The sequence below is a fragment of the Dysgonomonas sp. Marseille-P4361 genome (genome assembly GCF_900343125.1).
GTDB lineage: Bacteria > Bacteroidota > Bacteroidia > Bacteroidales > Dysgonomonadaceae > Dysgonomonas.
On record NZ_OPYL01000004.1, the window covers coordinates 217,630 to 240,333 of the forward strand.

Annotated in this window: 25 protein-coding genes; 8 read left to right on the forward strand and 17 right to left on the reverse strand. The window is 36.7% G+C overall.

The genetic code is table 11. From position 1 onward, the window contains the following. Positions 1-69: 69 nt before the first annotated feature. The 15 genes from DHU68_RS09570 to DHU68_RS09640 all read right to left on the reverse strand — a co-directional run bounded on the left by DHU68_RS09570 (position 70) and on the right by DHU68_RS09640 (position 12,801). Positions 70-882 (reverse strand): transporter substrate-binding domain-containing protein, encoded by an 813-nt coding sequence (locus DHU68_RS09570; protein ID WP_108822761.1) that lies wholly within the window; start codon positions 880-882, stop codon positions 70-72. A gap of 5 nt (positions 883-887) precedes the next feature. Next, entirely contained in the window at positions 888-2,987 is a 2,100-nt protein-coding gene (locus tag DHU68_RS09575) for a putative porin (protein ID WP_108822762.1), read from the reverse strand. A gap of 98 nt (positions 2,988-3,085) precedes the next feature. Next, on the reverse strand, positions 3,086-4,201 hold the full coding sequence (hisB, locus tag DHU68_RS09580) for a bifunctional histidinol-phosphatase/imidazoleglycerol-phosphate dehydratase HisB (protein WP_108822763.1): 1,116 nt from the start codon (positions 4,199-4,201) through the stop codon (positions 3,086-3,088). Positions 4,202-4,213: 12 nt separating this feature from the next. Then, positions 4,214-5,242 carry a histidinol-phosphate transaminase gene (gene hisC, locus DHU68_RS09585; protein WP_108822764.1) on the reverse strand — a complete coding sequence of 343 codons (1,029 nt, stop codon included), beginning with the start codon at positions 5,240-5,242 and terminating at the stop codon, positions 4,214-4,216. Between the two features lie 114 nt (positions 5,243-5,356). Then, the gene (locus DHU68_RS09590; protein WP_108822765.1) at positions 5,357-5,935 is read right to left on the reverse strand and encodes a DJ-1/PfpI family protein; all 579 of its coding nucleotides are present in this window, start codon (positions 5,933-5,935) and stop codon (positions 5,357-5,359) included. 105 nt (positions 5,936-6,040) lie between these two features. Further along, on the reverse strand, positions 6,041-6,490 hold the full coding sequence (locus DHU68_RS09595) for a cupin domain-containing protein (protein WP_108822766.1): 450 nt from the start codon (positions 6,488-6,490) through the stop codon (positions 6,041-6,043). A gap of 9 nt (positions 6,491-6,499) precedes the next feature. Continuing rightward, positions 6,500-6,940, reverse strand: coding sequence for a GNAT family N-acetyltransferase (locus DHU68_RS09600; RefSeq protein ID WP_108822767.1), 441 nt, complete (start codon positions 6,938-6,940; stop codon positions 6,500-6,502). Then, positions 6,940-7,368, reverse strand: coding sequence for a GNAT family N-acetyltransferase (locus DHU68_RS09605; RefSeq protein WP_108822768.1), 429 nt, complete (start codon positions 7,366-7,368; stop codon positions 6,940-6,942). Before DHU68_RS09605 ends, DHU68_RS09600 begins: the two co-directional genes overlap by 1 nt. A gap of 3 nt (positions 7,369-7,371) precedes the next feature. Next, the gene (hisD, locus tag DHU68_RS09610) at positions 7,372-8,646 is read right to left on the reverse strand and encodes a histidinol dehydrogenase (RefSeq protein WP_108822769.1); all 1,275 of its coding nucleotides are present in this window, start codon (positions 8,644-8,646) and stop codon (positions 7,372-7,374) included. 5 nt (positions 8,647-8,651) lie between these two features. Next, the gene (locus DHU68_RS09615; RefSeq protein ID WP_108822770.1) at positions 8,652-9,179 is read right to left on the reverse strand and encodes a GNAT family N-acetyltransferase; all 528 of its coding nucleotides are present in this window, start codon (positions 9,177-9,179) and stop codon (positions 8,652-8,654) included. Next, positions 9,176-10,030 (reverse strand): ATP phosphoribosyltransferase, encoded by an 855-nt coding sequence (gene hisG, locus DHU68_RS09620; RefSeq protein ID WP_108822771.1) that lies wholly within the window; start codon positions 10,028-10,030, stop codon positions 9,176-9,178. The genes DHU68_RS09615 and hisG overlap by 4 nt, the downstream gene beginning before the upstream one ends. Positions 10,031-10,276: 246 nt before the next feature. Further along, entirely contained in the window at positions 10,277-10,750 is a 474-nt protein-coding gene (locus DHU68_RS09625; protein ID WP_108822772.1) for a hypothetical protein, read from the reverse strand. Positions 10,751-10,771: 21 nt separating this feature from the next. Further along, a complete protein-coding gene (locus DHU68_RS09630) occupies positions 10,772-11,113 on the reverse strand; it encodes a hypothetical protein (protein WP_108822773.1) in 342 nt (113 codons plus the stop codon). Between the two features lie 56 nt (positions 11,114-11,169). Further along, positions 11,170-11,721, reverse strand: a complete 552-nt coding sequence (locus DHU68_RS09635) for an RNA polymerase sigma factor (protein ID WP_108822774.1) — start codon at positions 11,719-11,721, stop codon at positions 11,170-11,172. Positions 11,722-11,745: 24 nt separating this feature from the next. Next, positions 11,746-12,801: a tetratricopeptide repeat protein gene (locus DHU68_RS09640; protein WP_108822775.1), complete on the reverse strand. Its 1,056-nt coding sequence runs from the start codon at positions 12,799-12,801 to the stop codon at positions 11,746-11,748. Between the two features lie 541 nt (positions 12,802-13,342). Between DHU68_RS09640 and DHU68_RS09645 the strand changes: the two genes are divergently transcribed. From DHU68_RS09645 to DHU68_RS09660, 4 genes are read left to right on the forward strand one after another with little or no spacing between them, the layout of a single operon-like run. Continuing rightward, positions 13,343-15,610 carry an aconitate hydratase gene (locus DHU68_RS09645; RefSeq protein ID WP_108822776.1) on the forward strand — a complete coding sequence of 756 codons (2,268 nt, stop codon included), beginning with the start codon at positions 13,343-13,345 and terminating at the stop codon, positions 15,608-15,610. Positions 15,611-15,626: 16 nt separating this feature from the next. Beyond that, positions 15,627-16,088, forward strand: coding sequence for a GNAT family N-acetyltransferase (locus DHU68_RS09650; protein WP_108822777.1), 462 nt, complete (start codon positions 15,627-15,629; stop codon positions 16,086-16,088). A 28-nt stretch (positions 16,089-16,116) separates the two neighbouring features. After that, positions 16,117-17,478 (forward strand): citrate synthase, encoded by a 1,362-nt coding sequence (locus DHU68_RS09655; RefSeq protein WP_108822778.1) that lies wholly within the window; start codon positions 16,117-16,119, stop codon positions 17,476-17,478. Next, a complete protein-coding gene (locus DHU68_RS09660; RefSeq protein ID WP_108822779.1) occupies positions 17,475-17,864 on the forward strand; it encodes a DUF423 domain-containing protein in 390 nt (129 codons plus the stop codon). The genes DHU68_RS09655 and DHU68_RS09660 overlap by 4 nt, the downstream gene beginning before the upstream one ends. Positions 17,865-17,969: 105 nt before the next feature. On the opposite strand, the gene DHU68_RS09665 is transcribed toward DHU68_RS09660, so the two are convergent. Next, on the reverse strand, positions 17,970-18,233 hold the full coding sequence (locus tag DHU68_RS09665; RefSeq protein WP_108822780.1) for a hypothetical protein: 264 nt from the start codon (positions 18,231-18,233) through the stop codon (positions 17,970-17,972). A 339-nt stretch (positions 18,234-18,572) separates the two neighbouring features. On the opposite strand from DHU68_RS09665, the gene mce reads away from it, so the two are divergent. From mce to DHU68_RS09680, 4 genes are all read left to right on the forward strand, one after another. Then, positions 18,573-18,986: a methylmalonyl-CoA epimerase gene (mce, locus tag DHU68_RS09670; protein ID WP_108822781.1), complete on the forward strand. Its 414-nt coding sequence runs from the start codon at positions 18,573-18,575 to the stop codon at positions 18,984-18,986. A gap of 97 nt (positions 18,987-19,083) precedes the next feature. Continuing rightward, the gene (locus DHU68_RS09675) at positions 19,084-20,637 is read left to right on the forward strand and encodes an acyl-CoA carboxylase subunit beta (protein WP_108822782.1); all 1,554 of its coding nucleotides are present in this window, start codon (positions 19,084-19,086) and stop codon (positions 20,635-20,637) included. A 41-nt stretch (positions 20,638-20,678) separates the two neighbouring features. Beyond that, a complete protein-coding gene (locus tag DHU68_RS14260; protein WP_185117503.1) occupies positions 20,679-20,855 on the forward strand; it encodes a hypothetical protein in 177 nt (58 codons plus the stop codon). Between the two features lie 16 nt (positions 20,856-20,871). After that, on the forward strand, positions 20,872-21,315 hold the full coding sequence (locus DHU68_RS09680) for an acetyl-CoA carboxylase biotin carboxyl carrier protein subunit (RefSeq protein ID WP_108822783.1): 444 nt from the start codon (positions 20,872-20,874) through the stop codon (positions 21,313-21,315). Positions 21,316-21,397: 82 nt separating this feature from the next. On the opposite strand, the gene DHU68_RS09685 is transcribed toward DHU68_RS09680, so the two are convergent. After that, a complete protein-coding gene (locus DHU68_RS09685; RefSeq protein WP_108822784.1) occupies positions 21,398-22,534 on the reverse strand; it encodes an SGNH/GDSL hydrolase family protein in 1,137 nt (378 codons plus the stop codon). Positions 22,535-22,704 lie beyond the last annotated feature (170 nt).

Here is a 22,704-nt window from a genome sequence, read left to right on the forward strand (position 1 = left end):
TATCAATAAAAGAGAAGGAAAGATGATATATCAAGAGAAGTTATTCATCATAGAGTTTGTATATAAGCTCTATTTATAATATTTATTGTAGAGATTTTTATACTCTTTTGTCTGTTTTAATTTCTTTATCCAATGATTTAAAGAATCGAGGAGTATTGTTGAATTCTGATTTACAGCCCACCCTTCTAAATGAGTGAAACCAATTGATGTCTTATAATCTACTTCAGGAATATCCTCCGCTACTGTTGATGCTATTTTCTCATCACAAACAGCATAATCAATCTCTTTTGCAGCAACCTTCATTATCAGTTGCTCCGGACCATATAAGCTATCTTCTCGTATATAAATAGAATCACCTATTTCATGAGATAGATTTTGTATACGAAGAATTGCCGGAGAATTCAGTGAGACAAATAATGTCTTCCCTGCTAAATCTAAATGACTCCTAAGAGGTTCAATATCCTCATTGTATTCTTTTTTCCGTTGCACAAGCACTTGCCTGTTTTGAAGAATTGGCTCTGTAAAACGCAACTCTTTTTTAGACTCAGTTGTTATAGGAAGAGTTTGAGCCAACAAGTCATATCTTCCTGTCTGAATACCTTTTATACTCTTCTCTAAATTAGACTCTAAAGCGATCTCCGCCTTTAGAGAAAAAGAGTTTACTAAAAGATTTATTAACTCGTAATTAAAGCCGGCAATCGTATCTCCCGACACAAAATAGCCAACCGAATTGTAATCGGTAACAATACGGATAACTCCGCTTTCTTTTATTTCATCAAAGTCTTTGATTGTATAGTTTTCCTCTTTCCTGAATATCAACCCAATTATGATCAATATTACAGCCAAAGTAGAAATTAATATGACATAGTACTTCTTTGACATTCGATTTAATTATTAAATTGCCAAGACAGACCTAACTTTAACCCCATAGGATTAACAGGGTATCTATACATTGAGAATGATTGTCCATTACCCATACCCTCTGCTACATTATACATCATTACAAAGAAACGAGTGTATTTCAGATGTAAATTCAAGTAAGCTGTTGTTATAGGGAAATTCCCTATTTTCTTTTCTCTTTGGTTGTAAAACTGCATTGTTAGCGGCTCGTATCCAGGTAGATAATATTCTGTATGAAAGTGTGCATCTACACCTAACTGAAGAGTAAGCACTTTAGCTATCTTTGTCATTATGTATAGATTAGAATATATACTCAAATCTGGCAGAGGAATAGCTTCATCATTTGTTGTCTTTTGATAAACAATCTGATTATCCCAGTGCAATATACCTGCTTTGAGATTTTGATCTAAACGCAAAGACACGACTTGTGCACTTCCTGAAGCTTGTCGTGGCAAGCCATCTGCCCCCCAATAGATATAGTTTTGAATATTCTCTACACCTCCACTAATCCGAGTTTTAGAAAATGAGAGTTCTGGTAGATTAATTTCACCTCCTACAAATACTCTTCTCGTATCACCAAAATCATTATTCCAGTTCCAATATTTAGAAGCAAAATGATTCTGAAAAAAACTAGGAGTTATATTTTTTATATATGCATTCGCTTTTACAGAAAGTTTCTTCCCTTTAAAGTCAAACATGGTCTCTACTTCTCCATCTGCCTTAAAGTCGTTTCGCAGCAAATCTTTCTCAACGGATGCTCTATACTTTAAGTATTTACCTTTTTCCTTAGAAAGGACACCTCCTATCAACAATGAGTTTTCGCTATATTTTTCTCCTAATTTTATATTAGGTGTAGGCATATTACTTGAAGCCCCTTCCTCTAATCCTGACATAAAGAGAGGTTTCAGATATTTCCTCATATCATACTCCACAAAAGCCGTTAAGCCAAACTTAGTCCAACTACGAAAACCTTCATTCATTGCTAGAGCCAATGTATTCTTGAAGGAATAATAAGACATATAATCATCTATATCGTCCCCATATTTAGGATTATTGACCAATTCCCCATTCTCGTAATAAGGAAAATAAATCTTATCCAATTCTTTATTCGTAGAAGTTATGTTTCTGCGCTGATCACTATAATGTGTTGTAAAAATAGCACTTGCCAGAGGCACATAATTAGCTTTTTTTCTTACTCCCGTAAGCGTATCATTTATCTGATATTCCTCCATATTGTCTCCCAAATCGTAACGATTGGTCACATAAATATGGCGACCTCTCATTTTGTTACGGGTATTTTCCATCCTTACTGGAATATCCAAAGAACTACCTTTAAAGCCATTACCTCCGTTTGCTGCATCGGGATTGGTTATATATAAAAGATCTTCTATACCTCCATTCTCTATATTCGTAAAGTTATTGTTGTATAGGAAAGCATGCATTTTATATTTATCGCCTATATAGCTGGCATAAAAATCATAACTAACTTGCTTATTGGACAGAGACTTATAAGAACCTCTAGAATACACATAGTCAAAATCAAACCCAACATTCAGTTTTTTCCCAAAATTCATTGTAAGTTCTGTTTGTAGACGATTTTCGGCAGTTTCTCCACCTCCACCACTTTGATACTTTACATTTGAATAGGGAACTTTTGTATTCAGGAAATAATGATCTTCCGGATTCTTCCGCCAAAGATACATTGGGTCTAAGAAAATGAAGCGAGATGCTTCGGGACGCTCAAAGAATATTTTAGACTGAGCGGGAGAGCCTATATTACCAAGGTATCCCATTGCTACACTTTTACCATCTACAGACATACTTTGGTGAAAATTCGTAGTCAATGTATCTCTTGGAACAAAAGTTCGCTCGCCTAGACGACGGGATATTTTCCAAGCATATATGTTAGGCATTTGCAAGCCTACTGTATCTATTATATTGCCCTTATTATGCAATAATGCTGAATCCAGACGAACTGAATCAGCATTATGTTCCATATGATCTCTTGATGGAATCTCTCTGTTTTGAGCATGAACAAACAAAAATGCAGCAAAAAACAGCAATATTGTTACCGTATATTTTTTCATCGGTGCAAACTTACACAAAAAATGAAAATTGACTAGTTAATGTTTCTATAAAAACAGTAGAAAGCCTTTATTTATTGTATTTAAGCGCCCAACATTCATCAAATTACTCCTTTTGTAGAAGGTAGCTCGTAGTTAAATATGTCTCTTTTTTTAGCCATCTTCAAAGCACGTGCCAATGATTTAAATATTCCTTCGATCTTGTGATGCTCATTTGCACCCTCAGCTTTTATGTTCAAATTCATTTTCGCAGCATCGCTTAACGACTTGAAGAAATGAAGAAACATTTCGGTAGGCATATCTCCTATCTTCTCACGTTTAAATTCAGCATCCCATACTAGCCACGGGCGACCTCCAAAATCAAGAGCAACCGAGCAAAGACAGTCGTCCATCGGCAGACAATATCCATATCTTTCGATGCCTCGCTTATTTCCTAATGCCAAATAAAGAGCCTCACCCAGCGCCAAAGCTGTATCTTCCATTGTATGATGTTCATCAACCTCCAGATCTCCATTTACTTTGATCGTAATATCTGTACCTGAATGTTTACCTATCTGATCAAGCATATGATCGAAGAAACCTAAACCTGTCGAAATATCAGTATCTCCTTTTCCATCTAGGTTTATCGACACATAGATATCCGTTTCTTTGGTAGTGCGCTTTACTTCAGCTTTTCGTTCGCCAGCAAAAAGATATTCAGATATTACATCCCAATCTGCAGTTTGCAATACACACACTTCTTTCAATTCAGCGGGAACAGCTACTTCATCATTCAAGAAAATTGCTTTTGCTCCTAAGTTATTTGCCAATTCTACATCGGTCAATCTATCTCCGATAACATAAGAGTTAGCAAGGTCATAATCTTCCGTCATATATTTACCCAGCATCCCTGTTCTAGGCTTTCGGGTTGGGGCATTATCCTCAGGGAAGCTACGATCAATTAAAATATCTTCGAATTGTATCCCTTCTCCTTCTAACGTTTTCATCATCAAGTTATGAGCCGGCCAGAATGTTTCTTCAGGAAAAGAAGAAGTTCCTAATCCATCTTGGTTTGTGACCATTACAAACTCAAAGTCAAGATTCTTTTTTATAAAATATAGGTTACGGAATACTTTTGGATAAAATTCCAGTTTTTCTAGACTATCCAATTGATAATCTATCGGAGGCTCTATAACTAAAGTACCATCACGGTCTATAAACAATGCTCTTTTTTTCATTTCTAGTCTATATTAAAAACTTTGAAGTGTTTCTATCAATATTTTATTTTCTTGGTCTGTACCTACTGTTATTCGCAAACATCCTGCACACAATGAAACCGAATTACGATTACGAACTATTACACCCTTGTCTGCTAACTTTTTATAAATACCGTTTGCATCGTTTACCTTCACTAATACAAAATTAGAGTCGGTCGGATATATTTTTTCTACAAAAGATAGTTTTGATAATTCTTCCACAAGAAAAGCCCTCCCTTTCAACAAAGTCTCTACCCACTCTTTGCGCAGAGAAAGTTTATCCAGTTCGTCTATAACAAAGTTCTGAGTAAGGATATTAACATTATAAGGATACTTCACCTTATTGAACAGCTTTATTATTTCAGGTGAAGCAAAAGCCATCCCCAAACGAACAGCCGCTAAGCCCCACGCTTTAGAGAAAGTTTGTAATATTATAAGATTAGGATAGTTGCCTAAATCATTTATCCATGTAGCGTCAGCAGCAAAGTCTATATAAGCCTCATCAACGATGACAATACCTTTAAAATTATTCAAGACTTTTTCTACAGCTTCCCTGTTCATCAGATTCCCCGTAGGATTGTTAGGAGAGCACAAGAATATCAACTTTGTATTATCATCTGTTTTGGCCAACAAAGCATCTGCATCCAAGTCAAAATTTTCATTCAGCAGCACTTTGCGATACTCTACATCATTAACATTGGCACATACCTCATACATACCATAAGTAGGATCTATAGCTACAATATTATCAATACGAGGTTCGCAAAAAACGCGGATAACCAGATCAATAGGCTCATCACTTCCGTTACCTAAAAATATATTTTCGGGATGGACTCCTTTTACTGTGCTTATTTTTTCTTTCAACTTCCATTGCAATGGATCGGGATAACGATTATATCTATCATTTAAGGGATTTTCGTTAGCGTCGAGAAAGACTGACGCCTCTCCTTTAAATTCATCTCTTGCTGATGAATAAGCTTTCATGTTCCATACGTTTTTACGTACCAGTTTCTGTAAGTCCATCGTTCAATTAAAATTTCTCTAATTTAAAATTCAAAAGCTTTTGTTCAATAACAATAGTAGCTACAATAATAAAGTCCATATTGCAGCTACTATATCTGTGTTTATAAATATAATTTATAATTCAATTTTAGCACCTAACAATTTATAAAACTCTCTTAGCACTGCCGGGTGACCTGGCCATGCAGGAGATGTCGTTAAATTACCGTCAGTTACCGCTTCAGTAGCAGGAACGTCTTTATAGTTTCCTCCTGCAAGCGTCACCTCCGGTCCTACGGCTACATAACAAGTCAAAGTGCGATCTTTCACTACTCCTGCCGCTGTCAAAATCTGAATTCCGTGACAAACTGCAGCTACGGGTAAATTCTTCTCAAAAAAATATCGCGTATAATCCAACACCCTCGGATCGAGGCGAATATACTCTGGGGCTCGTCCTCCTGTTATATATAAACCTGAATAGTCTTCCAATTTTACAGTATCGAAACTCTTATTCAAGGTAAAATTATGTCCTCTCAACTCTACATAGGTCTGAAAACCAACAAAGTCATGAATTGCTGTTGCAATCTGCTCTCCCGCCTTTTTACCGGGACAAACCACATCTACATGATACCCTATACTACTCAGCGCTTGAAATGGCACCATCAATTCATAGTCTTCTACAAAATCGCCAGCTAACATCAAAATTCTTTTGCTCATGATAAAACAGGTTTAATGGTTTAACATCTAGTAATTTCCTTAAATATAGTCAGAATTACTAAAACACCCCTGCTTTTACCGGCTATTTTTTGTTAACGAAGCCTATCAATTCTTTTCGTAGGTAGTAACAACAAATATTATCAGAGGCTCATCCCCTGTATTTATTATCGAATGATAATTATCATCGCCTTGTATAGAAGTCAGGTTACCTTTCTTCAGGTCAAACCTTCGAGTAATATTTTCTAGCCCTACACGCTCCATATATTCGCCTTGCCCATGAACAATGACATAAAGCTCTTGCTCTTTCTTAGCTCCATGTTCGTGAAAACCAGCTTGATCTCCTTTATTTAGCAATACCATATATGTTCCTATACGGTTATTTACCAGCTCTCCTTTTTCGAAGACAGACAGCATATACACAACTCCATTTCCACCATACATAGGATCGCGCTTTTCGACATCAATCACTGTACGCTGAGGTTTACCAAAAGGGGTTAATGTGATATCAATATATTTAGACACTTCGTCTATTACTTGTTGTTTATCTTTTTCCATATTTTATATTTATTTACTCAAATGCTTCGCCATTTTATAGTGAGGAATTCCTACTTCTAGGAACGATTCTCCTATTACTTCATAACCATACTTAAGATAAAAAGCCATAGCAACCTCTCTGGCATGCAATACAATTTGATCATATCCCTCTTTAGTCGCTACATATTCGGCAAAGGATAGCATTGCCGTTCCAATCTCTTTTCTTTGCATTTCTTTGTCCACTGCCATCTGACGCAGTTTAACTACCCCGCTTTCTAACGGCTTGAGGATACAACATGCAACTATTTCTCCTCCATTAGGCATAAAAGCTCCAAACAGAATATCTCCTTCATCATCTTTCAGTTCGTTTTCAGTAAAAGACAAACCTAAAGGCTCTCTCAGAATTTTAGATCTGAGATTAACCATCTGTTCATATTCGGGAGTATCGAGACTTATGATAATAAAGTCCATTATAAGTTTTTATTCATTAAGATATGAACAATACCTGCTTCAACAAATTCTTCCCCATTGAAATGATATCCGTTTTCCAGATAGAATTCTTCTACCTTTCGCTGTGCATGAAGCGTCACTTCCTTAAAGCTATTTTCTCTTGCAACATTTTCCGCAAAAGAGAGCAGTTGAGAGCCAATTCCCTGACGTTGATATTCCTCTGCTACTGCCATTTGTCTTAATCGTATTAAACGATTATCAAGTTCTGTAAGAACACAACATGCAATCAACTCACCGTCTTTGTAACCGGCACAAAAGAGACTTTCTTCGTCTTGCTCAAAAGCATCGTCAAAGTAAGGAAGCCCAATCGGCTCTAACAGAATGGTATTTCGCAATTCTACCATTTCGATATATTCTACCGAATTATATTCTATCGTTCTGAATTCCATAAGCTATTTAAGTCTTAAAGTGACTGCATTCTTGTGTGCAAAAAGTTCTTCGTTCTCTGCCATCACTTCAATGATCGGACCTAAGTTATTTATACCTTCTTTCGTAATCTCCTGAAATGTGATTTTTTTGATAAAGCTATCCAAATTGACGCCGCTATAAGCTTTAGCATAGCCACTGGTAGGCAAGGTATGATTTGTACCCGAAGCGTAATCTCCTGCACTTTCGGGCGTATAACTACCAAGAAAAACAGATCCTGCATTCACAATTTTCTCAGCAATATCCATATAATCTTCTGTTTCTATTATCAAATGCTCAGGAGCATATTCATTTGTAATATCAATAATTTCCTGAAGATCCCTTAATAGTATCAGTTTACTATTCTCCAAAGCTTGCTCCGCAATCTCCCTTCGCGGAAGTTTGGCTAATTGTTGTTCAACTTCATGGAACACTCTGGATATAAATTCTTCGCTCGTAGTAGTCAAAATCACCTGACTATCTATTCCATGCTCAGCCTGAGACAATAAATCTGCTGCAACAAAACTAGCATCTGTCATTTCATCTGCAATAACTTGCACCTCGGATGGACCAGCAGGCATATCAATGGCAACATCGCGAAGACTGACTAACTGCTTTGCTGCCATCACATATTGATTGCCCGGACCAAATATTTTATAGACTTGAGGTACTGTTTTTGTACCATAAGCCATAGCTCCGATAGCCTGCACTCCTCCTATCTTAAATATTTTATTTACACCTGCTTCTTTTGCAGCAAACAAAATAGCTGGATGAAGTTTCCCTTCTTTGTTGGGCGGAGAGCATAAAACGATTTCTTTGCAACCTGCTATTCTAGCCGGAACAGCAAGCATCAAGACTGTAGAGAAAAGTGGCGCTGTTCCCCCTGGAATATATAGACCCACTTTTTCTATCGCGACAGACTTTTGCCAACAAGTAACACCTTTTACTGTTTCTATTTTCTTTGTTTCGAATAACTGGCTACTATGGAATTTTTCGATATTTGCTTTTGCTATACGAATCGCATTTTTCAATTCATCTGAAACCAATTTATCAGCTTCATCTATTTCCGATTGAGATACTGCTAGGGAATTTAACTTCACTTTATCAAACATCTCTTCATATTCAAAAACAGCAGCATCCCCTCTTTCTCTTATTTCCGAAAGAATTTTTGAAACTGTATTATTTAAAGACGATGTATCAAATGACGGGCGAGACAAGATTTTTTTCCAGTCATTTCGCTCTGGATATTTTATAGTCTGCATATATTTTATTTTTGAAATTCTCTTTTAAGTAAGCTATATACTGCAATATCGGTAAAGATTCCATCAACCAACAGCTCTCCGTCTCGCTCTATTCCTTCAAGTTGGAAACCCAATCGTTCTCGTATACGGCGACTTTTATGATTACCTACTGCTACTTTTATTTGTACTCTATTCACAGAGAGACCATTAAAGGCATATTCCAACAATTTAAAGACAGACTTAGACATAATACCCTTTCCCTGAGCATATTGAGAAAGCCAATAGCCAATTTCTGTTTTCTTATTGTCTTTATCAGTATCCTTAAACCCTATAAGACCGACAAATTGATCTTTGTAACAGATTGTAAATTGCAAATCTTCCGACTCTAATACATGTTTTACAAAGTTTCCTGTATCTTCTACCCCCCTCGTAGTATCCACAAATGGCAACCACTCGCGCATATACTCTCGTTCTTGATCCAAGGTATTGAATATCTTAAAGATATCATCCACAGACAGAGGATAAAGAACTACATCTTCTGAGACTTGTATCATAATATCATTTTTTCGATAGGTAATACGATTATACCTTCTGCTCCTAAGGCTTTCAGGTTACTGATTACCTCCCAAAAACGCTTATCTTCTACAACAGATTGTACTGAACACCAACCTTTTGTAGCCAACGGTGTTACAGTAGGACTACGCATACCCGGAAGGATATCTATAATTTCATCTATCTTATCCTCAGGAGCATTCAACAATACATACTTTTTGTTGACAGCTGTCTGAACAGCTTCTATCCTAAAAATCAGGTCATTTAATATTTCCTTTTTCTCCGCTGTCAGCTCTTTATTTGCTATCAACAAGGCCTCCGATTGCATAACAACTTCAACCTCTTTGAGGCGATTGCTAACCAGTGTACCTCCCGAACTTACAATATCGAATATGGCATCAGACAATCCTATACCCGGGGCTATTTCTACCGAGCCAGAGATAATGTGTATATCCGATTTTACATTTTCTTTCTTCAAGAACGTCTTCAAAATATGAGGATAAGAGGTTGCTATCTTTTTTCCTTCAAACCATTTTACCCCATCATAAGTTTCATCTTTAGGAATAGCCAAAGAAAGCCTGCATTTACTAAAACCTAAACGCTTAATAACCTCCGCATCTTCGTTCTTCTCCACATACTCATTTTCTCCAACCACGCCTATATCTGCAACACCTGTTGCTACTGCTTGAGGAATATCGTCGTCACGCAAGAACAATATTTCAACAGGAAAGTCTTTTGCCGGAATCAGCAAAGTACGTTTAATATTATTCAGTTTAATACCTGCTTCATTCAGAAGCTCCATTGTTTCTTCGAATAGTCGTCCTTTCGATTGTACTGCAATTCTCAGTCTCATATTGTATTTTGTTTTATTGTGATTCGGATAAAAAAATAAGAGCCTACCACTATCAGGTAAGCTCTTATTATATTTTTGCAAACATCACATCAATATAGGTTACTTACCAGTGGAAAGTAAAAAATGATGATGATGATGCATTTTATTGTTCATAATTATGGCTTTAACGAAAGCAAAAATATACATTTTTTAGAAGAAACAAAACTTTTTGTTAGCTTTTTTACATCAAAATTGCAAGATAGACTCTTATTTTTCTCTATCTCTCTTACGCTCTTTGTGTCGCTTCAGCATTTCTTCTTTAAATTTCAGATCTGCAGCTCTGTATTTTTCTACTTTTTCGGCAGAAAGAACTTTTCCGAATTTTTTGAAGTATTCTATTTCCAGTTCAGCTTCTTTTTTATTTGCTTCCAGATTGACTGCCGTTATCTTTTTATAGTCAGCATCAGTCTTATTATCCTTCTGTCTCAACTCACGTGTTTCTCTACGCGCTTCTCTATTAATTTGGAATTTCTTATCTGTATACTCCGCTTCGAGAGGTAAAAATGCCTTAGCCTCCTCTTCGCTCAGACTCATTTCTTTTGTAAGAAAGTTCATCTTTTCCTTTTTGAAAGCTTCCACATCAAACCCTTTACCTTTATTAGGCTTACCTGGGCCACCCTGTGCGCACACACACAATGAAGCAAATAGAGTCAACAAGAGTAAAATATTTTTTAATTTCATCGATAACAAAATCTATACTTTTTAATTACTAAACATTATTTCTTTGTAGTAAGCATCTGACACTTCATCTTCGAGAAATAAGAAATAATCTTCTTCTACCGAATTTGAAGCAATCCCGGAAGACAAATATATATTCGTTTGTCCGGTGGTACCAGTTCCTTGCCTAAACACTCCTGTCATAAAAAGAACACCAAAAAGAGCTGCAGCTACAGCTGTCCAAGGGAAAACTTTTTTCCACATAGGTATCACTTTCTTTTGCGTTTCTTTAGCCGGAAGTTTAGTCATAATTTCCGCATTAAAATTCTCGAAGTAATTTTCCGGAACTTTAAACGGATTGCTGTTTTTATCAAATTTTTCCAACATAACTATCTTTCTTTATTGGACTATCTATATTATAGACTACTTAAACGTAAAAAGGTTTAATGCTCTTTCGATAAAAATTCTTCTATTTTTTTCACTGCATGATGATAAGATGCTTTTAATGCCCCAACCGAAGTCTCAAGCACCTCCGACATATCTTCATATTTCATATCATCAAAATACCTCATATTAAAAACAATACGCTGTTTTTCGGGCAGTGTAAGAATCGCTTTTTGCAATTGCAACTGAGCCTCATCCCCGTCAAAATATTCATCTCCTTCGAGACGCGAAAGAAGGAAAGAATCAGCATCATCCATAGACACATTATTCTGACTTCTTTGCTTATTCAAAAAGGTAATAGATTCGTTGACTGCAATACGGTACAACCATGTTGACAGCTTCGAATCTCCTCTAAAATTATCTATACTTGACCAAACTTTAATCAACGTATTTTGTAAAACGTCGTTGGCATCATCATGGCTCAACACAATCTTTCGTATTTGCCAATAAAGAGATTCACTAAACATTTTCACCAAATCGGAAAAGGCGGCCTGCTGTGTTGCCGGATCATGAAGCCTTTCTATTAAATCCTGCTCTGTATCTTGTAACATTTACTTTCTCTATTCTAGGACAGATTATTCTCCTTCTGATTCTATATCTGTATCATCTCCAAAATAAGCGTCCTCTTCCATATCACTTGAGACTCCCTGCCCATGTTCAAACCACTCAATAAAATTATCAACTTGAGTCTTATTATTCTCCCACCATTCGAGAGATTCCGGATAATATGCAACACTCACATACCGACAATAGGTTTCGAAGTGCCCCGATCCTAATATCTCTTCATAAGTAGGGACAAAGAAGAACCATAGCAAACCTGTTTGAGATTCATTTTGTAGCTGTCCTACATTAAAAAATATCAATTTTGACGCTTCTACAAAATAGTTATATTGAGAAACATTATCCGTAGCTCCGGTCTTTTTTTCTTGAAGCTGATCATATATTTTCTTACGATCAATATCGTTTTCTAAACCCAATTTATCACTTCCAACTTCCAACTTAGCAGTGATTATATCATACATTTCACCAAAAGCATCACGCGAGCGCTCTGTATTAGGCTCTAAAAGTAAGAAAAAATGGAAAGAGTAGAAACTCTGTACCCATTGCCCCAAATCATTTAAAGCATATGCATACAACAGAAAAGAACTTGCATGGGTTGCATCTATTTCTATTGCTTTTTGAAGATGATGAACTGCCATCTGGCTATCTTTTTTATTAAAATAACTGAGCCCTAAATTGAAGTGAAGCAGGTATTCATCTCCGCATTTCACCAATGCTTCTTTAAGTAAACTTATCCCTTCATCTATTTTGTCCTGTTTTGCCAAAGCTGTCCCCTTAACAATATAAGCATCCATCAGCAATGGCTTAAAATTGGCTGTAATAACCTTTGTACTATGCTCAATTGCTTTTTTGTAATCTTTCAGATGTAGATAAGACAAAGACATCTCATAGACAGCCGACATAGAACTAGGATTAACCTTCAGCGCATTTTCGTAACAAGTGATAGCTTCTTTATATTTCCCTTTATCATGTAAAGCAACACCCTGCCTGATCAATTTATCAGAAGAAGGTTGTGCATACAGAGATAATGTTGATATAAATAAAAGAAATATGATCGTTATATTTTTCATGCAATAATCTTTAGTAAACTACAAAAGTAAGAAAATACTCTTACATAATTTTATGGTTCTATTTTCTTAGATATTTTTAAGGGGAAAAGGTTTAATACTCTAATTAGAATAATTTATCAAGAATCAAACAAAACCATGCTTATTCAACACAAGAACACAAAATACCTGCCAAAACAATACATAAAGACAAAAAAAACTTATTAAACTTATCTTTTTATCATATTTTTGCCTATTTTTGCATTTATACATTTCACATTGGGAAGCATATTACTTTCAGAACGTATAGTTTAGCATTGATATTATTTCTTTATTGCTAATAAATATTATCTGTTAGACCAACATACCCAATACACAATGTAACGCACTAGTAACAAACAGAGTAATCCGACTCAAAGAGATGGTATTATTCTTCACTAAACAACAATTTACAGTTTTTATAAAATTAAGAATAAGACACACGGTTTACTATCATATTTTTTACAAAAAAATTAGTACATTGTAAACAAAAGAAACAATATAGATCAACTAAAATAAAATAGAGATGAAGAGTAATACTTTTGACATAGAGATGATTCGCAAATTTTATTCTACTTATACCCAAAAAGTAGAAAAGGCTAAAACTATGTTAAATCGCCCATTAACACTTAGTGAAAAGATCTTATATGCACATCTCTCTACTGACGAGCAGATCAAAGATTTTGAACGAGTTGTAGACTACGTCAACTTTGATCCGGACAGAGTAGCCATGCAAGATGCTACAGCACAAATGGCATTATTACAATTAATGAACTCAGGACGAACAGAGGTAGCTGTTCCATCAACAGTGCACTGCGACCACCTGATTCAAGCCTACAAATCAGCTAAAGAAGATTTAAACACAGCCGAAATTACCAACAAGGAAGTTTATGATTTTCTTAGCGCTGTATCAAACAAATTTGGTATAGGATTTTGGAAACCGGGAGCAGGAATAATCCATCAGGTAGTTCTCGAAAATTATGCTTTCCCCGGAGGCATGATGATAGGAACAGATTCACACACCCCTAATGCGGGAGGATTGGGAATGATCGCTATCGGAGTTGGAGGAGCCGACGCTGTTGATGTCATGGCAGGAATGCCTTGGGAACTAAAAATGCCTAAACTGATCGGAGTAAAACTTACCGGAAAATTATCAGGTTGGGCTTCTCCTAAAGATGTAATATTAAAGTTAGCCGGAATTTTAACTGTAAAAGGAGGAACAAACGCCATCATCGAATACTTCGGAGAAGGCACGCAATCTCTTTCTGCTACGGGGAAAGCAACCATTTGTAACATGGGTGCTGAAGTTGGTGCAACAACATCAATATTCCCTTACGACAAAAAATCATCAGATTATCTAAGAATAACAGACAGAAGTGATGTTGCTGAACTTGCCGATCAAATTATAGCATACTTACAAGCCGATGCAGACGTCATCAACAACCCTCAACAATATTATGATGAACTAATAGAAATAAATCTATCTACCCTAGAGCCATTCGTGAATGGACCTTTCACTCCGGATGCGGCCTACCCTATCTCTGAGTTTGCAAAAGTTGTCAAAGAAAAAGGCTATCCTCAGCAAATGGAGGTTGGCTTAATAGGCTCTTGTACAAACTCCTCTTACGAAGATTTATCGAGAGCAGCATCTATCGTAAAGAATGCGAAAGAAAAAGACATTAAAATAAAAGCTCAATTTATAATCAACCCCGGATCGGAACAAGTACGCTACACTGCCGAAAGAGACGGTATATTGCCAATATTCGAAGACGCAGGCGCAACCATTATGGCCAATGCTTGTGGACCTTGTATCGGTCAATGGAAAAGAGAAAATGACAACCCCGATCGCCCTAACTCAATCGTGACTTCTTTTAACAGAAATTTTGCTAAAAGAAATGATGGTAATCCAAATACACATGCATTTGTAACATCGCCTGAGATTGTAGCTGCATTAAGCATCGCCGGCGATTTATGCTTCAATCCAATGACGGATACCTTGACAAACGAAAAAGGCGAAAAGATAAAATTAGATGAACCAAATGGCTACGAACTTCCACCTCGCGGATATGCAATGGAAGATTCCGGATATGTAGCACCAGCAAGCGATGGAGGCAACATCATTGTCAAAATAGCTCCGGATTCGCAACGTTTACAAGAATTAAAACCTTTCCCTGCTTGGGACGGAAAGGATATTATAGATCAACCTTTACTTATCAAAGTAGAGGGTAAATGTACTACAGACCACATCTCTATGGCGGGACCATGGCTTCGCTTCCGCGGACATCTCGACAATATTTCGAACAATATGCTGATAGGCGCAGTAAATGCTTTCAATCAAAAGACGAACGCTGTACTGGACTCCGAATCGGGAGAATATATTGAAGTTCCTAAGCTTGCCCGAAAGTTCAAAGCTCAGGGAATTGGGTCTATCGTTGTAGCAGAAGAGAATTATGGAGAAGGTTCATCTCGCGAACATGCAGCTATGGAACCTCGTTTCCTGAATGTAAAAGCTATTATAGTAAAATCATTTGCACGTATTCACGAAACGAACCTTAAGAAACAAGGTATGCTGGCACTTACTTTTGTAAATAAAGAGGATTACAACAAAGTTAGAGAAGATGACAAGATAAGCATTCTCGGCTTAATAGATTTCAAGCCCGGACAAAACCTCACAATCGAACTACTTCATAGCAACGGGACTAAAGAATCGTTCGAAGTAGCTCATACATACAACGACATTCAAATAGAATGGTTTAAAGCAGGAAGCGCATTAAATTACATGAGCCGTAAATAAATCTTTTAAGAATCGAATGGTAAACGAGAATATTACACCGATAAAGGAAAAAGATTTCGACGAATTGATTCATCTTTTCAGAGAGTTCTCTATTTTCGAAAAATCGCCCGAAAAGATGATCAACTCTAAAGAAAAGATGATCCTCGAAAAAGATTACATCCATGGTTTTATAGCCAGAGGTGAAAACGATGAGATAATGGGCTATGCCACCTGCTTTTTCACCTATCATACTTGGGTTGGAAAATCTTTATATATGGACGACCTATATGTAAAAGAGAGATACAGAGGTAAAGGAGTCGGGTCAAGACTGATAAAAAAAGTTATCGCCTTTGCTAAAGAAAAAGAATGCAACAAACTACGATGGCAGGTATCCAACTGGAATGCTTCGGCCATTGAATTCTACAAAAAGATTGGAGCCGACATCAACGATGTGCAGCTAAACTGCGACCTCACACTCTCTGCCAATAATAACATTTAATATTACGACACCCCTAAGACTACCTATTATGGAAAGACTAAATAATAATGAAATAGTAAACCGTATATCCCAAACGGTTACCAACACCTCCAATATCAGTAATGAATTATTCAAACAATTCAACGTTAAACGAGGTTTACGCAATGAAGATCACACCGGAGTAGTTGTAGGACTTACCAAAGTCGGCGATGTTGTAGGATACGACAGAGACGAGAATGGCAACACATTCCCCATTCCGGGAAAACTTATGTATCGAGGAATGAGTCTTGAAGACATAGTGAGAGGCGCTCAAAAAGAAGACAGACTAGGCTTCGAAGAAGTTGTATATCTTATATTGTCAGGAGATTTACCTAACAAAAAAGAACTTGCTGAATTCTCTGATCTATTAAGCAAAACAATGGATCTGAAACCAAAGATTGTTATGCACATTCTCGATCTTGTAGGAAAAGACATCATGAATTACCTATCACGATGTGTGCTTGAATTATATACATTTGATGATAATCCGGATAGTACTTCTCCAGAGAACCTGATCAGACAGTCACTCAACCTTGTTGCTACTTTCCCTACAATTGTGGCTTACGCTCACAATGCGATAAGACATGAACAAGGAAAATCCTTGCATATCAGACACCCACAACCCAATTTATCATTGGCTGAGAACTTCTTATATATGATAAAAGGGAGAAACTATACTCCTCTAGATGTTAAAGTTCTTGACTTGGCACTAATGGTTCATGCCGATCATGGAGGTGGTAACAACTCTACTTTTACGGTACGTGTCACCAGTTCGGCCGGCACTGACACTTATTCAGCTATTGCTGCCGGTATTGGCTCACTCAAAGGTCCTTTGCATGGAGGAGCAAACCTCAAGGTTGTAGATATGCTAAAGCACATAAAACGCAATATCAAAGACTGGACCAACGTAGAAGAAGTGGACTCATACATTCATAAAATATTCAACAAAGAAGCCTACGATAAATCAGGACTATTCTATGGTATAGGACATGCTATTTATACCATATCCGATCCACGTACAGTCTTACTTAAAGAAATGGCACGAGATTTAGCTATAGAAAAAGGTCGTGAAGATGAATATAATTTCATGAACCTTTTGGAAGAGCGAGCAGTATATAATTTCATGGAATTCAAAGGGAAAGACAAAGGAAAGCAAGTTTGTGCAAATGTTGACTTTTACTCTGGCTTTATTTATGACATGATAGGATTACCTCAGGAAATATTTACGCCTTTGTTTGCTATGGCTCGTATCGTCGGTTGGTCAGCACATCGGATAGAAGAATTGAACTTTAAACAAAAAAGAATTATACGCCCGGCTTATAAGAACGCGGCTGAAATTAAAGAATACACTAAAATAGACGACAGAAAATGAAACAATGTGTTTTAATTATAGCTAGTATCTACGGAATGCTTTCTGTGATACTAGGCGCTCTTGGTGCGCATGCTTTTAAACAAATATTACCTGCCGAAAAGCTTCTCAGCTTCGAGACAGGAGTACGCTACCAGATGTATCACGCAATAGCACTCTTAGCAATAGGCTTTTTCTTATCATTCAGCACTTCTGTAGAAAAATGGGCAGCCATATGTATTATTCTAGGCGTATTCTTGTTTTCTTTTAGCATTTACTTCCTTTCGTTTGCCGATTACTGGAATGTAAACCTTCGCTTTCTAGGACCAGTTACTCCTATAGGAGGTTTATTTATGATTGCCGGATGGCTTCTGTTAATTATATATTTTATCAAGTATAAAACGATCTAATCAACAATTGGAGCAATCTACATTTATCCTCTTTAGATAAGACAAAAAGCGAGACTAGTTATTGAAATTAGTCTCGCTTTAATTTTTCATTTGATAATAAATCTATCATAAGCCAATCTGAGCTTTAACGAAGCCACTTGCTTCCTCTTCTGTTAGAAAATACCAAAATCCCCTAAACTCACACGGAAACTCATCAAGAGGTATTTGTAGTCTTTTTTTCTCACATTTTAAAGAAAAATCTTCAAAATTCGTAGTGGTGTAATTATACACATCTTCCGAACCGCTAACAACAAACACCTTCATCGATAAGTTTTTGGGGTTTACTCTATAGAGAACATCCCCTGCTTTCAAAATTTCCTGCAACAACATAAAACCTCCCTTTTAAACGATGAAACACAAAGCGGTATATCTATATAATGAACAACCACACTTAATTGTTCACTTAGTCTCTGAATATAGGAAATTTAATTCATATTTCCTATTCTTTTCTGTTAAAACAACGTCTACGGAAGGTTAAAAAGCAAGATCTCGTTCACAGCTTTCATTTTAAGAATCAAAAGATTAAAGCACACCCCTCACCTAGACTGCACAAAACACCAACATCTGTGCATATGCTCATTTTTTTTTATTATTTTAATTTCTTTGTCTTATATTTTAATAGTACCTTTGCGTCAAACCAAAATAATAACTTTTTTATAAAGATTAATCATGGATATTTCACACATTGAACATCTAGGTATCGCTGTAAAAAGCATCGAAGAACAACTACCTTACTATGAAGGAGTTTTAGGTCTAAAATGTTATAACATTGAGGTTGTAGAAGACCAAAAAGTAAAAACTGCTTTCTTCAAAGTAGGACAAACAAAAATTGAGCTTCTAGAGCCGACAAGCCCGGATAGCACTATCGCTAAATTCATTGAAAAAAGAGGCGAAGGCATCCACCACATTGCTTGGTGTGTTCAGGACGGAGTAGCTAATGCTCTGGCTGAAGTAGAAGCAAAAGGAGTTCAACTGATCGATAAAGCTCCTCGTCGTGGTGCAGAAGGTCTAGACATCGCTTTCTTACATCCGAAATCAACAGGTAGCGTTCTCACAGAATTTTGTGAAACTCCTAAAAAATAAAGTACAAAAGACTTTACGGCATCAAAAAAAACAGGTGCAGTAAAGTCTTTTCTTATCTAAACAGAAATCAAATTAATCAGAATCTAAAATAGAAAATATGAGCCAACTGGAAAAGATTAAGGAGCTTGTAGAACTTCGCGCTAAAGCTCGCCTTGGTGGTGGAGCAAAAAGAATAGAAGCTCAACACGCTAAAGGTAAATACACAGCACGCGAACGTGTTGCCATCTTACTTGACGAAGGTAGTTTCGAAGAGTTCGACATGTTTGTTGAACACCGTTGTACAAACTTCGGAATGGAAAAAACAAAATTCCTAGGTGACGGAGTTGTTACCGGTAGCGGTACTATCAACGGACGTTTAGTGTATGTATTTGCACAAGATTTTACAGTTATCGGAGGATCTCTTTCCGAAACACTAGCAATGAAGATTTGTAAAGTAATGGATATGGCTATGAAAGTAGGTGCTCCTGTTATCGGTCTTAACGACTCGGGAGGTGCACGTATCCAAGAAGGCGTAAACGCTCTTGCCGGATATGCCGAAATCTTCCAACGCAACATTCTTGCATCTGGTGTTATTCCTCAAATTTCTGGTATCTTCGGACCATGTGCCGGTGGAGCAGTATACTCTCCTGCATTGACAGACTTCACTCTTATGGTAGAAGGAATTTCTTACATGTTCCTTACTGGCCCTAAAGTGGTTAAAACTGTAACTGGCGAAGATGTAACACAAGAAGATCTAGGAGGAGCAAGTGTACATGCTTCTAAGTCGGGAGTTGCTCACTTTACAGCTGCTAACGAAGACGAAGGTCTTGAAATGATTAAAAAATTATTCGGATATCTTCCGTCAAACAACAGAGAAGAAGCTCCTCGCGTAGAGTGCAACGACCCTGTTGCTCGTATGGATGACAGACTAAACGAAATAATCCCAGACAATCCGAACAAAGCATACAACATGTTTGAAGTAATCGGAATGGTTGTTGACAATGGAGAATTCCTTGAAGTACATTCAGCTTATGCAAAAAATATCATCGTAGGTTTTGCTCGCATGAATGGACAATCGGTAGGTATCGTTGCCAACCAACCTATGTATATGGCTGGTGTTCTTGATATCAACGCATCTCGCAAAGCGGCACGTTTCGTTCGTTTCTGTGACGCTTTCAATATTCCATTAGTAACACTTGTAGACGTACCAGGATTCCTTCCGGGAACAGGACAAGAATACGGAGGCGTTATTACTCACGGAGCTAAACTTCTTTACGCATACGGAGAAGCTACTGTACCAAAAGTAACAGTTACTCTACGTAAATCTTACGGAGGTTCTCACATTGTGATGAGCTGTAAACAACTTCGTGGTGACTTGAACTATGCATGGCCAACTGCAGAAATTGCAGTAATGGGTGCAGAAGGTGCAGCTGAGGTTCTTTACGCTAAAGAAGTGAAAGAGGCCGGCGACAAAGCGGCTGAAGTAAAAGCTGAAAAATTAGCAGAATACAACAAGCAATTCAGCAACCCTTACAATGCTGCTCGTTATGGATACATCGAGGATGTTATCGAACCACGCAACACTCGTTTCCGCGTAATTCGTGGTCTTGAACAACTAAGAACTAAACAACAAGTGAACCCTGCGAAGAAGCATGATAACTTGCCTCTATAATTGTAACCAGATTACGAATAAATAAGTAAAAGCTTAAAATTATGAGTGATAAAAATATACCCACAGATGTTTTAGCTGCAATAGCGATGGCTATATACGACACTCAACATCAACACGATGAAGAGAGTAATGTACTTACTATCAAAAATGTATCTAAAGACAATCTTCCTTGGGTCGACAGAAGCAGTGCAATGCTTCAAATGCCAGTAAGAAAATAAAATTATAGAAATTATCATGAAACAATTTATATACAGAATCAACGGTCAGGACTATATAGTAGCCGTAAATAAGTTGGATAACTCTGTTGCTGAAGTTGCTGTTAATGGAAGCAATTATGAAGTAGAGTTGGTAAACAACGAAGAAGAAGTAACACTAATCTCTCGTCCTGTAGAGAAGAATGCAGCAGCACCTGCGCCTAAGAAAGCAACTGTAGCTGCAGCAACTCCAGCTCCTGCAGCAGGAGGACCTGGAGCCGTAAAATCTCCACTTCCTGGAATCGTAGTAGCAATCAATGTTAACGTTGGAGACAAAGTTACTAAAGGTCAAAACGTAGCTACACTTGAAGCTATGAAAATGGAGAATGCTATCGCTGCTCCTAAAGACGGGACAGTAGCTTCGATCAATGTAAATCAAGGAGATTCAGTTCTTGAAGGTGTTACAATTCTTACTATCGAATAAGAATAACAATCTTAATAATAAAAAAAGTTGCATGAGGTCATGCAACTTTTTTTTATATAAACATTACACAGCCATTAGACCTTTAATAAAATAATTCAGCCACATCAATTTTAATTCGTCTAAACATGGCGTGCTCTCCTTCTACAGAAGGATGTATACTATCCGCAACAACATACAAAGGCATCCAATTACCATTATCATCCGTAACTGCTCTACTAATATCCACATATCGCTCTCCACTAGCCCTAACCCATTCATTTATAGGCTTCGTCACCAAAGCGTAATCAACATCTGGCCGAGGAGTAACTGTTACGAGTATAGGAGTTTGCTTATTTCTTTTCACCTCCTTAATACATTCTTTTACATAAGTGATGTATTCATCCAAGGATCTATTATTTGTCCCCATAGCAATAAATACATAAGGAGATTTAAAATAACTATTTTCAATCTTAAATCGAGCAAGGAAAGAAGCATCAAGGGCATGTCCTGTACGAGCCATAATAGGAACTTTTTCATATCCTATTTCCTGTGCTACCAAATCACAATAACGATCTTTGAAGGTCCCCCCATTACCAACTAAGTTCGCCGCATCAAAAAAAGAATCACCCCAAAATGAGACAACTGTCTCTCTGTCATAACCAGTTGTAATAATAGCATCATTTACTAATACATTCCCATCTTTTACCCCAAAGAATGCTTGCCCCCAGGCTCTGACTACATTAAAGCCAGATCCTGTATCTATATTATATATTTTATCAAACTGACTATCTACTGAAACAATAGAATATTTGAGTCTATACCCATCAAGTTTATCTATTGAAATATTATATTTCGTGTTTTCAACTAAACAAAAAGGCAAATTAATGATATCTATCAAAGAAGAACCATTAAAATCATCCGAAATCTGATAAACACTCATCTGATTACCCAATATTTCGGCAAAACAAAACCCTTTGCCTATTCTTAATATGACATTCTTACTATTTACAGTAAAAGATACAGAAAATGACATTCTTTCAATTGTTGTATATACCGGATGTAATATTTGAGTAACATTCTCTACATTTGATGCATTAATACTATAACCTTCCGGAATCAGAGTCCCTCCTTTTAATTCCATATCTGACAAAGTAGCTTTTACTGCAGACACCCTGTCATTCCTCTCATCATTACAACATGAAAACAGAATCAATACTAATAAAACTATAATACTCTTCATTATCCCTCAAATACAAATTTTGTAAATCAATTCGCTTTTTTGCTAAATTATAAGAAAAAATTCACTCCATCAAAACACCACCTCTAAATTCTATTAATCAACACTTTACAGGCGACGCAAAAGACAATCATTATTCTTAAATACTAGATAAAAAACATAAAAAAGAAACT